Source organism: Pseudoalteromonas sp. MMG013 (genome assembly GCF_018100885.1).
In the GTDB taxonomy this organism is placed as follows: domain Bacteria; phylum Pseudomonadota; class Gammaproteobacteria; order Enterobacterales; family Alteromonadaceae; genus Pseudoalteromonas; species Pseudoalteromonas aurantia.
This window is the reverse complement of record NZ_JAGJEE010000010.1, coordinates 18,690-31,652: the sequence shown is the minus strand read 5'-3', so window position 1 is coordinate 31,652 and position 12,963 is coordinate 18,690. Positions and strand designations below refer to the sequence as shown.

10 protein-coding genes are annotated in these 12,963 nt (G+C 42.3%); 9 read left to right on the top strand and 1 reads right to left on the bottom strand.

Annotation, left to right across the window (positions count from 1 at the left end):
* Positions 1-15 precede the first annotated feature (15 nt).
* The 6 genes from J8L98_RS11220 (at position 16) to J8L98_RS11195 (ending at position 8,416) form a co-directional block, all read left to right on the top strand.
* Positions 16-2,763, top strand: coding sequence for a prolyl oligopeptidase family serine peptidase (locus J8L98_RS11220; protein WP_210996488.1), 2,748 nt, complete (start codon positions 16-18; stop codon positions 2,761-2,763).
* Between the two features lie 175 nt (positions 2,764-2,938).
* Positions 2,939-3,562, top strand: a complete 624-nt coding sequence (gmk, locus tag J8L98_RS11215; protein WP_210996487.1) for a guanylate kinase — start codon at positions 2,939-2,941, stop codon at positions 3,560-3,562.
* 90 nt (positions 3,563-3,652) lie between these two features.
* Positions 3,653-3,928: a DNA-directed RNA polymerase subunit omega gene (gene rpoZ / locus J8L98_RS11210; protein WP_010364220.1), complete on the top strand. Its 276-nt coding sequence runs from the start codon at positions 3,653-3,655 to the stop codon at positions 3,926-3,928.
* 204 nt (positions 3,929-4,132) lie between these two features.
* Positions 4,133-6,235, top strand: a complete 2,103-nt coding sequence (gene spoT / locus J8L98_RS11205) for a bifunctional GTP diphosphokinase/guanosine-3',5'-bis pyrophosphate 3'-pyrophosphohydrolase (RefSeq protein WP_192505912.1) — start codon at positions 4,133-4,135, stop codon at positions 6,233-6,235.
* Between the two features lie 8 nt (positions 6,236-6,243).
* A complete protein-coding gene (locus J8L98_RS11200; protein WP_192505913.1) occupies positions 6,244-6,636 on the top strand; it encodes a RidA family protein in 393 nt (130 codons plus the stop codon).
* A 166-nt stretch (positions 6,637-6,802) separates the two neighbouring features.
* The gene (locus tag J8L98_RS11195; protein ID WP_210996486.1) at positions 6,803-8,416 is read left to right on the top strand and encodes a FapA family protein; all 1,614 of its coding nucleotides are present in this window, start codon (positions 6,803-6,805) and stop codon (positions 8,414-8,416) included.
* Positions 8,417-8,430: 14 nt separating this feature from the next.
* Here J8L98_RS11195 and asnA read toward each other — a convergent pair whose 3' ends face one another.
* Positions 8,431-9,429, bottom strand: coding sequence for an aspartate--ammonia ligase (gene asnA / locus J8L98_RS11190; RefSeq protein WP_210996485.1), 999 nt, complete (start codon positions 9,427-9,429; stop codon positions 8,431-8,433).
* A gap of 187 nt (positions 9,430-9,616) precedes the next feature.
* Between asnA and asnC the strand changes: the two genes are divergently transcribed.
* Genes asnC through recG form a run of 3 tightly spaced genes read left to right on the top strand, consistent with a single transcriptional unit; the run spans position 9,617 to position 12,922 of the window.
* Entirely contained in the window at positions 9,617-10,075 is a 459-nt protein-coding gene (gene asnC, locus J8L98_RS11185; RefSeq protein WP_210996484.1) for a transcriptional regulator AsnC, read from the top strand.
* A 45-nt stretch (positions 10,076-10,120) separates the two neighbouring features.
* Positions 10,121-10,819 (top strand): tRNA (guanosine(18)-2'-O)-methyltransferase TrmH, encoded by a 699-nt coding sequence (gene trmH, locus J8L98_RS11180; protein ID WP_210996483.1) that lies wholly within the window; start codon positions 10,121-10,123, stop codon positions 10,817-10,819.
* Between the two features lie 15 nt (positions 10,820-10,834).
* Positions 10,835-12,922 carry an ATP-dependent DNA helicase RecG gene (gene recG / locus J8L98_RS11175; protein ID WP_210996482.1) on the top strand — a complete coding sequence of 696 codons (2,088 nt, stop codon included), beginning with the start codon at positions 10,835-10,837 and terminating at the stop codon, positions 12,920-12,922.
* Positions 12,923-12,963: the final 41 nt, after the last annotated feature.

Genomic DNA, 12,963 nt, shown 5'->3' with positions numbered 1-12,963 from the left:
TAAAGAATATAACTCATGATGAAAGTTACTTCGTTTGCCATTGCCTCTGTGCTTTTAAGTACCGCAGCATATGGCCAGAAGCCGTTAGGATTTAAAGATGTATTTGACTTTAAGTATGCTAAAAATACACAATTGTCTGAAAATGGAGCATGGCTATCATTTTCTGCAACCCCTTATCGTGGTGACGCTGTCGGCCATATTTATTCACTCAAAAACAATCAGCTATTAACGACCGTCGAGCGTGGGATTAAACCGCAAATCAATAAAAATGCACTTTGGGTTTCATTTACTAAAATACCGTCTTTACTAGAAACTGAAACTGCCACAAAAAAACAAAAAAAAGCACTCACGAATGATCTAGTACTCATCAATACCACCACAAAAGAACAACAAATATTCTCTAAAGTAAAAGACTATCAAGTGTCTGACGATGGTCTTTGGCTTGCATACCGTGAAGTACATCAGGACGAGCAGAAAAAGAAAGATGAAACAATAGATGCAGAGATTGCAGCAGATAAAAAAGATGAACATCACACACTGGTGATTGTAAATCTCAGTACAAACACCACACATCGTGTTGCACAAGTTGGCAAGTACGCATTAAGCCCCACAAGTCATGGTGTTATTTTTGCTACCCATAATAGTAATGGTAGTCAAAACCAAATTGGCTTTTTTCATCTGTCTAACGCTAAGCAAACACCCCTTATCAGTGAACCGGGTGTCACACTAAGTCAAGCAACATGGCATCCAACAAAGCCACTTGTCGCGTTCAATATGGGCAACTATGTAAACGACGACCCTCGCCGCCGCAATTACCAAGTAACACTCTGGAACGCTGCGACCAACACACTTAAGTCAGTAAAAAACTCTGACGGATGGTTTACGGCTAAAACAGCCAAGTTGACGTGGTCTGAACATGGGGAACGTCTGTACTTTCAAAATCGTCCCGAGCTCAACGTAAAACCCCCTGAGTTAAAGTACCTCGAGACAGACTCACTGTATGATTATGATACTATTCGCGCTCACAAAGGCCTAAAGATTTGGCACAATGACGATGCACAAATTAAACCTAGAGAAGTTAAAACGTGGCAAGAAACCAATAAACATCGTCATTATCAAGCGGTGTACCATATAAATAGTGAAAAAGTAGTACAACTTTCCGGTCCTCAGGTTCAAGATCTCACACTGCATACGGAAGCTCAATTCTTATTAGGAAGTGATAATACCGCCTACCTAGAAGAAATCATGTATAACGGCTTTTTCTACGACTACTACGCTGTTAATGTAAAAAATGGTAATAAAAAAAGCATTACAACGCGAACACGCTTTAAACCGTCACTCTCACCAACAGGTCAATTTGCGGCATACTTTCAAAACCAGCAAATTTGGCTCAAAGACTTGACCACAAATACCCGTACATCGCTCACTCATAATATTAATCATGCTATTTTTGCCGATGATAGGCATGATTACCCCAGTGAACAAGCTGGCTATAAATTCGCAGGATGGCAACTGGATGGTAAAACGCTATACGCCTACAGCAAATATGATATTTGGGCCTTTGACGTAACCACAAAAACAGCCGCTCGCTTAACTCAAGGCAGAGAAACCAAAACACAGTATCGTGTGCGTCATCTTGACAAGTTAGCTACTGGCTTTACACCGGGTCAAACGCTTACATTAAGTGCCCATAACTTGAATAATAAGCAAACGCACATTGCAACTCTATCGTTAAAAGACAATAAACTCACTACTGTGCTCAGTGATACCGCGCGTTTTGATGTACTAAAAAAAGCCAAACATAGCGATACATTACTCTTTACCAAACAAAGTTATCATGAGTTCCCGGATATCTGGCAAACCAATAGTACCTATCGCAATCCGAAAAAAGTCACTAATCTTAATCCTCAAGCCGCTAAATTCTCATGGGGTCAAAAGCCTGAACTTATCAAGTACAAAGGGTACAATGGTGAAGACTTACAAGGCGTATTAATCAAGCCTGAAAATTACCGTGCAGGCGACAAATTACCGGTGGTGATTTATTTCTACCGTTATATGAGCCAACGCATGTATGACTTTCCAAAAATGGAGCTAAATCATCGCCCTAATTTCCCAATGTTCACTTCTAATGGTTACGCAATATTTTTGCCTGATATTCGATTTGAAATTGGCAAACCTGGGCCATCTTCTACGCAAACTATGATTAACGCAGCACAAAAGCTCATTGATATCGGGGTTGCGCACCCTGATAAAATAGGATTACAAGGCCATTCTTGGGCTGGCTATCAAAGTGCGTATATGATCACACAAACCGATATGTTTAAAGCCGTTGTGTCTGGTGCACCAGTGACCAATATGACATCCGCATACAGTGGTATAAGACTGAAATCAGGCCTCGCACGGCAGTTTCAATACGAAACCGGTCAAAGCCGTATAGGTAAGCCTTTACATCAAGCGCTCGATTTATACATTGAAAACTCCCCTGTCTTTTTTGCGGACAAAGTCAACACCCCTATTTTAATGATGTTTGGTGACAAAGATGGCGCCGTACCTTGGCAAGAAGGTATTCAATATTATTTAGCATTACGACGTTTGGGAAAAGATGCCACTTTCTTGCAATATGAAGGTGAGCCTCACCATTTGAAGCAATTTCCTAATCAAGTCGATTTCTCAATTCGTATGATGGAGTATTACGACCATCATCTAAAAGGACACCCCGCCGCCGATTGGATTTCCAACGGAAGTCCCTATCAGAGCGAATAACCATTCGCCGGTGCTTCTAGTTATTTAGAAGCACCTTTGTGGCGTTGTGTCACCTCAAAAGCGTTGAATTTATATGCACCGCTGGTAACTCAAGCCAGTAAAGTTTAAAATACCTGACTCTATTAATTTTCATGGGCAGGTCACGGCATCTGCTCAAATAAACTGGCGATTGACGATGACCGAAACAGCTCGCGGTAACTTATTTATTTTATCAGCCCCATCAGGTGCTGGGAAATCAAGCCTGATCAAAGCATTACTAGATAAACATAATGACGTGAAAGTCTCTGTTTCTCATACCACCCGCAATCCCCGACCGGGTGAAAACAACGCCGAACATTACCATTTCGTAAATGTTGAGCAATTCAAATCACTCATCGAGAAAAATGATTTTTTTGAATGGGCGCAAGTGTTTGAAAACTATTACGGTACTTCAAAAGCCGCCATCGAGCAGCAACTCGCCGCTGGTATCGATGTGTTCTTAGACATTGATTGGCAAGGTGCACAACAAGTCAGAAAGCTCATGCCTGAGGTTAAAACCATTTTCATTTTACCTCCATCAAAAACTGAATTAGAGCAACGCTTAAATAATCGTGGGCAAGACTCACAAGAAGTTATCGCCAGCCGAATGGCACAAGCCAAATCAGAAAGCTCACACTATAGCGAATTTGACTACGTGCTCATAAATGATGACTTTGAAGCAACACTAAAGCAACTTGAACACATAGTCATCGCTGCTCGATTAGAGCTGAAGGCACAAAATATTCGTTACCAGTCACTCATTTCTGATCTTTTAAAGTAAAATAGAGATAAATTTTAACCACCCACTTGGCGAAATGGCTTGTGTGCAGTAAACTAGCCTTTTGGAAATGAATAACTTTGGAGTGCTTCGATGGCTCGCGTAACTGTAGAAGATGCAGTAGATGCAATTGGTAACCGTTTTGATTTAATCTTGGTAGCAGCGCGTCGCGCTCGTCAAATCGCTGTAGGTGGTAAAGATCCTATGGTTGATCCTGAAAACGACAAGCCAACGGTTATCGCTTTGCGTGAAATTGAAAAGGGCTTGGTTGACAGCTCTTCACTTGATTTAATTGATCGTGAAGAACAACAAAACCAAGAAGCAGCTGAACTTGCAGCTGTAGCAGCAATTGTTGGCGGAAACAGCTAATAACCTGCAACAAAAATACGACAATGCCAGCACTTTTGCTGGCATTGCTGTTTTTATTAGACAAGAATTACTTTCGATTACCTTGAATCCCTCATATTTTTATTTATGTAATCACCATAAAGTCCCAACTAGCCGTTGGTTTATCTTGAAATTCATCGTATATTCGTAACATATCTATTACTTCACTGGAACATCGGAGTGTGAATGTACCTTTTTGAAGGCCTAAAAAAGAAAATCTCTGAGTATTTACTTCCTGCTGACGTTGAGCTCGTGCAAAAAGCTTACGTTGTAGCCCGTGAGGCACATGAAGGACAAACTCGCTCAAGTGGTGAGCCTTATATTACTCACCCTGTTGAAGTAACCCAAATTCTCGCAGGAATGCGCCTTGATCATGAAACGCTCATGGCCGCGTTAATGCATGACGTTATTGAAGACACTGATTTTAGTCAACAAGACCTTGCTGAGATATTTGGTAATACCGTCGCAGAATTAGTCGAAGGTGTAAGTAAGCTTGATAAGTTAAGCTTCAAAGATAAAAAAGAATTCCAAGCTGAAAACTATCGAAAAATGATCATGGCAATGACACAAGACATTCGTGTCATTTTGATTAAGCTGGCTGATCGTACTCATAATATGCGAACTTTGGGCGCATTACGCCCAGACAAACGCCGCCGAATTGCGAGAGAAACGTTAGAAATATTTGCCCCGATTGCTAATCGTTTAGGTATTCACGATATCAAGAACGAATTAGAAGATTTAGGGTTTCAAGCGCTTTATCCAATGCGTCACAGAGCACTGAAATCGGAAGTTGCGAAAGCACGTGGTAATCGAAAAGAAGTCATCAGCAATATACAGACTGAAATTGAAAGCCGCTTAAAAGAATCCGGTATTGAAGCATCAGTTAGTGGCAGAGAAAAACATCTCTATAGTATTTATCGAAAAATGTTAAACAAAGAGTTATTGTTTAATGAAGTCATGGATATCTACGCATTTCGTATTAATGTAAACAGTATGGATACTTGCTATCGCGTATTAGGTGTCGCACATAACCTCTACAAACCGATAGAAACACGATTTAAAGATTATATCGCAGTACCGAAAACCAATGGTTATCAATCACTGCACACGTCACTCGTCGGCCCTCACGGGATCCCAGTAGAGATCCAAATACGAACACTCGATATGGATCAAATGGCAGATATGGGGGTCGCGGCCCATTGGATGTATAAAAAATCTGGTGACAGCGCAGGCAATACGGCACAACAGCGCGCACGTCAATGGATGCAGAGCTTACTGGAGCTTCAACAAAGTGCCGGTTCATCATTTGAATTTGTGGAAAACGTCAAAACAGAGCTCTTTCCTGAAGAAATTTATGTCTTCACACCTGATGGCCGTATTGTAGAGTTACCAATGGGTGCAACGGCTGTTGATTTTGCTTATGCAGTGCATACCGATGTAGGTAATACTTGTGTTGGCGCCCGAGTAAACCGCAAACCTTACCCACTCAGTAAGGCACTAGACACAGGGCAAACGGTTGAAGTAATTACCAGCTCTGGTGCTCATCCTAATGCCACTTGGTTAAACTTTATCGTCACTGGTAAGGCACGACTTGGTGTGCGAAATTACCTTCAGAGTCAACATCAAGAAGAAGCTATATTGCTAGGCCGTCGATTGCTCGATTCAGCGTTAGGCGAGCAAAAGCTCGATGATATCGCCCCTGAACAAGTCGACTTGGTACTTGAAGAGCAAAACCTTTCTAGTTTGCTGGAACTGCTGGTTGAAATTGGCAGTGGTAATATCATGAGTGTGCTCGTTGCAAAAAGATTATTGCAAGCAGAGGAAGGGCTTGAAAATATAGCACAACAAGCCAAAGCCGCGATCATCGGTACTGAAGGCATGCTTGTGAATTACTCCAAGTGTTGTCGCCCTGTACCTGGCGATGCAATTACCGCGTATGTAAGCCAAGGCAAAGGATTGACGGTTCACCGCCAAGAATGTAAAAACATTAAAGGATGGCAAAGTGAGCGTTCAAAATATGTCATCGTAAAATGGGAAGATAACCCAGAAAAAGAATATATCGCCGCCTTGCGTGTAGAAATTATTAATCATCAGGGTGCATTAGCTAAACTAACCAACGTAGTTGCAACAACCAATGCCAATATCGTGGAAATTGCAACAGATGAAAAAGAAAGCAATTTGTACATCATTGATTTAGGTGTCACAGTAAAGGATAGAATACATGTCGCTAATATTATGCGTCGTATTCGCGTGATGCCTGATGTACAACGTGTATATCGGAAAAAGTAGGACACACAATGAATAAAGTGATTATTTCCACAGATCAAGCTCCGGCTGCTATCGGTACTTACAATCAAGCTGTTAAAGTAGGTACTGCTGTTTATTTATCAGGACAGATCCCACTCGTGCCTGAAACAATGGAAGTTATTTCTGAAGACTTTGCAGAACAAGCACAACAGGTATTCAAAAATTTAACGGCTGTGTGCGAAGCCTCAGGCGGTCAATTACAAGACATGGTGAAAGTTAATATTTTCCTAACGGACCTCAGTAATTTTGCAACCGTAAATGAAATAATGAGCCAGCACTTTGCAACGCCATACCCTGCTCGCGCAGCCATTGGTGTGCGCGAGTTACCAAAAGGTGTACAAATTGAAATTGATGGAATTATGGAGTTACCGTCAACAAATTAATTTGTGTATGAATAAAAAACCCACCTTTTGGTGGGTTTTTTATTGCCGGAACTTTGACCTTAAGCACTTGACTACATACTATTAATTTAGCACTCTGTGAATATCCAATGATTTGTTCAATGTTTGAGCTAATCTCTCACAATAATAACAGTAAAGGATGATACTCGTGTTTAAATTAGCACATAATGGCAATATCCTTCTAAATGTCGCGGAACTTAATCCGCCCAGCGCTGCATTTATTGTGGAAGCGCTTGAACGCTCACCTTATGCGGATTGTGCAGTCGATCATGAATCTATCAAAGCGCATTTCACTAACGACTATCCTGAACAACAACTTGTGGTTGCCAAGCAACATGATGCTTGCTTTTCAGTGCAAGTTTCTGATGATCAAATGCAAGCCATTGGTAATTTAACGACAGCCCAAGGGGGTAAGTCGGTTACTATTGAAGATGCAAAAAAAGAAATTGTCAAAGCAGGTGTCAGTAGAGGCTATAAACAAGCTTATCTAGAACAAATTCTTACCAAGCAACTTGAATTAGAACCAGGGGTTGAAGTCTCAGGTATCGTAGCACAAGGCCGCCCATCTGTAGATGGACAACCTGCAAAACTCATACAGCATGTGCAAACCGTAAAAGAAAGACTCAAACAGCCTAAACTAAGAGAAGATGGTACGGTTGATATGCGTGATTTTGGGGCACTATCAAGCGTAGCACCAGGGACCGTCTTAATTACGCAACGCCCAGCCACTCCTGGCAAAGAAGGCTTTAATGTCGTCGGAGATTCAATCATTCCACTGCCTGGTGAATCTTTTCAATTGATGGCAGGTGAAGGCACACAAATATCACCAGCGAATCCTCTTGAGCTCGTTGCCACTATTGCAGGCTGCCCTTCCAGTATTCAAAATGGCATGCGAGTAGATGATGTATTTACCATTGGTGAAGTCAACGTACGAAGCGGGCATGTCGATTTTAATGGCAGTGTTATCGTTACTCAAGGCGTTGCCCCCGGTATGAAAGTCACGGCTAAAGGTGACATTACAGTGATGGGTTCTGTTGAATCTGGAGAGTTAAAAAGCGGTGGTAGCATAGAGGTCAAGCAAGCCGTGATAGGCCATCTTGACCATAAAAATAATGACGAAGGACTCACTTGCCGACTGATTGCTGAAGGAGATATTCATCTCTCTCACGGCCAATATACCTATATAGAAGCCGACAACGTCTTCATTGATAGGCAAAGTAACCACTGCGATATAAAAGCCAACAAGCTCATTCAAGTCGGTATTGATGAACACCCGAAAGGGAAGCTGCTCGGTGGAGAAATATTAGATGCTAAAATGGTCATTGCTGGAGAGATAGGCAGTGAATCTGGCGCTAAAATGTCTATATACTTAGCCCGAAGTGGGATGAAAATAACGAAAGAATCAGATGATTGTTTAAAAGCACTTAGCCAAACTGATGATCAGTTAAACACACTACAACAAGCAATCGAAAAAGCAGATATGCTAAAAGATGTAGAAAAGAAAAAGCAGCTGATGGCAAAAATAGGTGCAACCCAGCAACATTATTGCCATCAAGCTGAAGAACTAGAACAACAACTCTCACAACTCGAATTAAACTTACATGACTTACTTGAACAAACAAAGTTAACAGCAAATCAAGCCCTTAACCCTGGGGTCGAGATCCATATATTTGATAGAGTGTATAAAACCAATCGAAGTTATCCACCCTGTACTGCTAGTTTACAAGATGGAAAAATCGAGATTGATTTCAAAACAAGTTAATTCGTACCCTGTTATTATTTAAGTGTTCCTTCCACTTGCGTAACGATGTCATTCGTCCAGACACCCACCTGCACCTGCGCAATATGCTGTTTTTGTAATAACAACATAACTAAACGTGACTGTCCGATACCTCCCCCAATGGTTTGCGGCATATCACCCGCTACCAATTGTTGGTGCCAGTCATGTGCTAAACGCGCTGTATCCTGAGTTATTTCCAGTTGACGTTTTAAAGCTTCAGGGCACACTCGAATACCCATTGAAGAAATCTCAAATGCATCTTCTAAAATAGGGTTCCAAACTAAAATATCACCATTTAAGCCACTGTATTTATCACAGGTTGGTGTCGACCAATCATCATAATCAGGCGCACGAACATCATGAATTTTACCATCACTCAATGCACCGCCAATACCTATGAGAAATACTGCGCCATATTCTTGGGCTATGGCTTTTTCACGTTGTTTCGCAGTAAAATCTGGGTACATTTTCAGTAAATCTTCACTGTGTACAAATGTAATTGATTCAGGTAAAAATGGCGTTAACCCAAACTGGCTCGCAACGCTTTGCTCAGTCGACTTAATAGCCTCATATAACTCGGTGACAGTTTGCTTTAAACCCGCTAAAGAACGATCTACTTCGGTGCTAATTACTTTTTCCCAGTCCCACTGGTCTACATATACTGAGTGAATAGGTGAGAGCCTATCTTCATCTGGGCGCAGTGCCTTCATATGCGTATAAAGTCCCTCTCCAATTGCAAAGCCATAATCACCAAGTGTTTTGCGCTTCCATTTAGCCAATGAATGAACCACTTCGAAGTGTGCATCAGGGATCGCTTTAACCGACACTGAAACAGCTTTTTCGGTGCCACTTAAGTTATCTTGAATACCATCACCGACTTTAGCCAAAATAGGTGCTTGCACTTCCATTAAACCTAAACGGCTTTCTAACTGTTCAGAAAAAATACGTTTTACGCTGCTAATTTGTTGCTGTGTTTGCTGATAAGTTGTTTTCATAACCGGACCTCATTCCCAATTTAAACCTGTTGAATTTTTATTGCCCTGCTCTGCATGGCTTAAACACATCGTCAACAAAATCGAACCAAAAATCAACATACCTCAACAAAAATAACAAAAACCTATATTAATACCCAAAAAATACCGCTATATTTTATATAATCAATAAAAAACAGTGGTAAATCTATTGGAAAATTATCAAATCGATAATCTCGATAAATCCATTTTGAATGCACTCATGGACAATGCAAGGGCTGCGTATGCAGAATTGGCCAAGCGTTTTGATGTAAGTGCAGGAACCATTCATGTTCGAGTAGAAAAAATGAAGCAGGCAGGGATCATTCAAGGGACTCGCGTCACCATAAATCCTAAAAAGTTAGGCTTCGATGTGTGCTGCTTTATTGGCGTCAACTTGAAACATGCCAGAGATTACCCTGATACAATAATGCAGCTAGAAGGTTTTGAAGAAGTTGTAGAAGCCTATTACACCACAGGTAATTACAGTATTTTCATCAAGGTGATGACACGCTCCATCGAACACTTACAAGATGTATTGATCAATAAAATTCAAACTATTGAAGCCATTCAATCAACAGAAACCTTGATCTCACTGCAAAACCCTATCGCCCGTGAAGTTAACCCATAATTTCGGTATAATCGCCAAAATTTTGATTCTGTGAGCTGTATAACGATGGACAATAAACGCTACCATCGCGTGAAACGCGTCTTAGATAGGCGACAAACTGATTTAACCGTCTGTTTAGATGAGGTACATAAACATCATAACCTATCAGCAATCGTGCGTACTGCTGATGCAGTCGGGTGTCACCATGTCCATGCTGTTTGGCCGCAAGAGCAGCGCCGCTTAACCAACAATACCTCTGGTGGCAGTAAAAACTGGGTAGAAACCCATATGCACGATGACATTCATGATGCCGTCGGCGCCATTAGAGCGCAAAACCCAGACATTCAAATACTGGCTACTAACCTCAGCGACAGTGCGGTCGATTTCAGGGAAATTGATTACACCAAGCCTACCGCAATTATCGTCGGCCAAGAGCGCACAGGTATATCAGATGATGCTTTGGCACATGCCGATCAACACATCGTGATCCCGATGGAAGGCATGGTGCAATCGTTAAATGTATCGGTGGCTGCTGCACTCATTTTATATGAAGCACAAAGACAACGAGAAGCCGCTGGCTGCTATCAACGTAATGATATGCTTGATGAAAGTATTAAACATCGCTTATTGTTTGAAGGCTGTCATCCGATTATCGCAGAGCGCTGCGTGGAAAAAGGCTTACCTTACCCTGAGTTAGATGACGATGGCGAAATTGTGGCAGATGAGGCCTTTTGGAACACGCTTAAGTTTAGCAACCCCAAATAAATAACAAGGAAAAGTATGTCGAACCCCACTCTATCAAGTTACCCAATCACTGAGTTAAAAGGTGTCGGTCCTAAAGTGGCTGAAAAACTGGCTAAGTTGGGTATTCGTAGTGTCCAAGATATGCTTTTTCATTTACCGCTGCGCTACGAAGACAGGGCCAGAACATACTCAATCGCACAATTGAGTGCCCATAGCCATGTGAGCATTGAAGCAGAAATAGAACATGCACAAATTACCATTGGCAAACGTCGCATGTTGGTCTGCCAAGTCAATGACGGCACTGGCCGTTTAACGCTGCGGTTTTTTAACTTTAACGCCGCACAAAAAAATGCCATGGCGACGGGAAAAATCATTCGCTGCTTTGGTGAAGTACGCAGGGGCCGCGCAGGCTTTGAAATGGCACACCCTGAATACAGTATTAGAGAGTGTCAAAGTGAACCATTAGACCCTGAACTAAGCACCTTAACAGCGGTTTACCCTACCACTGAAGGGCTGAAGCAGCTCAGTATTCGGTCTATCGCTAATAAAGCTCTGGCCCTATTAGAAAAGTATCAAATAGAAGAGTACTTACCCAGTCAATATCGCCCCTCACAACTGAGTGTAACTGAGGCGGTACTTCTGCTACACAGGCCGCCGCAACACATTAACCTCACCGAACTTGAACTAGGTCAGCACCCTGCCCAGCAGCGTCTGGCATTTGAAGAATTGCTGGCACAAAATCTCAGTTTGTTACAGTTAAGACAAAAAGGCCAAGCCGTTAAAGCAGTGCCTTTACCACCAACGAATACATTCGAATCCCTATTTTTGGCTGAGTTGCCTTTTTCACCTACCAATGCACAAAGCCGTGTTGTGGCAGAAATTAAACAAGACTTACAACAGCCATTTCCGATGATGCGACTCGTGCAAGGTGATGTTGGCTCTGGTAAAACCTTGGTTGCAGCCCTTGCGGCACTCACCGCGATTGCCAAAGGGTATCAAGTGGCCTTAATGGCCCCCACCGAAATACTGTCAGAACAACATGGTATTAACTTTACCGCTTGGTTTACTCAGCTTGGTATTGAAGTGGTTTGGCTCGGCGGTAAAACTAAAGGCAAAGAGCGTGAAAAAGTACTGGAGCAAATTAGTTCTGGTAAAGCGCAAATGGTCATTGGTACCCATGCATTATTTCAAGAACAAGTGCAGTTTTATAACCTTGCATTGATCATCATTGATGAACAACATCGTTTTGGTGTTCATCAACGACTCGCATTACGTGAGAAAGGGAAATTTAATGACTGTTACCCCCACCAGCTAGTCATGACTGCGACACCAATTCCTCGTACCTTGGCAATGACCGCTTATGCCGACTTAGAAACTTCAGTCATAGATGAACTGCCGCCAGGACGAACCCCGATCATGACGGTCGCAGTGCCTGATACACGCCGAGAGCAAGTCATCGAGCGTGTAAAAAAAGCCTGTGTAGACGATAGCCGCCAAGTATATTGGGTCTGCACACTCATTGATGAGTCAGAAGCATTACAATGTCAAGCTGCTGAAGATACTGCACAACAGCTCACTGAGCTATTGCCTGAACTCAAAATTGCCTTAGTGCACGGCAGAATGAAAGCCAAAGAAAAACAAGAGATCATGGCAGCCTTTAAACGCGGTGACACACACGTTTTAGTGGCTACCACGGTTATAGAGGTCGGCGTAGATGTACCAAACGCCAGCCTGATTATCATTGAAAACCCAGAAAGACTGGGATTAGCACAGTTACACCAATTACGTGGTCGAGTGGGCCGAGGGGCCATCGCATCCCACTGCCTACTTTTGTATCATGCCCCTTTGTCTGTCACTGCACAAAAGCGCTTAGGCGTTTTACGTGATAGTAATGACGGGTTTGTAATTGCTGAGCGTGACTTAGAAATTCGCGGCCCAGGGGAAGTACTTGGTACTAAACAAACTGGCCTTGCAGAATTTAAAATTGCCGATTTAAACCGCGACAAAGCCTTATTGAATCAGGTACGCCCACTGGCATTTACGCTGATGAAAAGCCACCCAGATATGATTGAGCCCTTAGTCAGGCGCTGGCTTGGTGCCAAGTCTGAGCTGGCCATGGCATAACCACGTTAATTCCAATAAAACCCCCAAAAATGAAAAGCCCC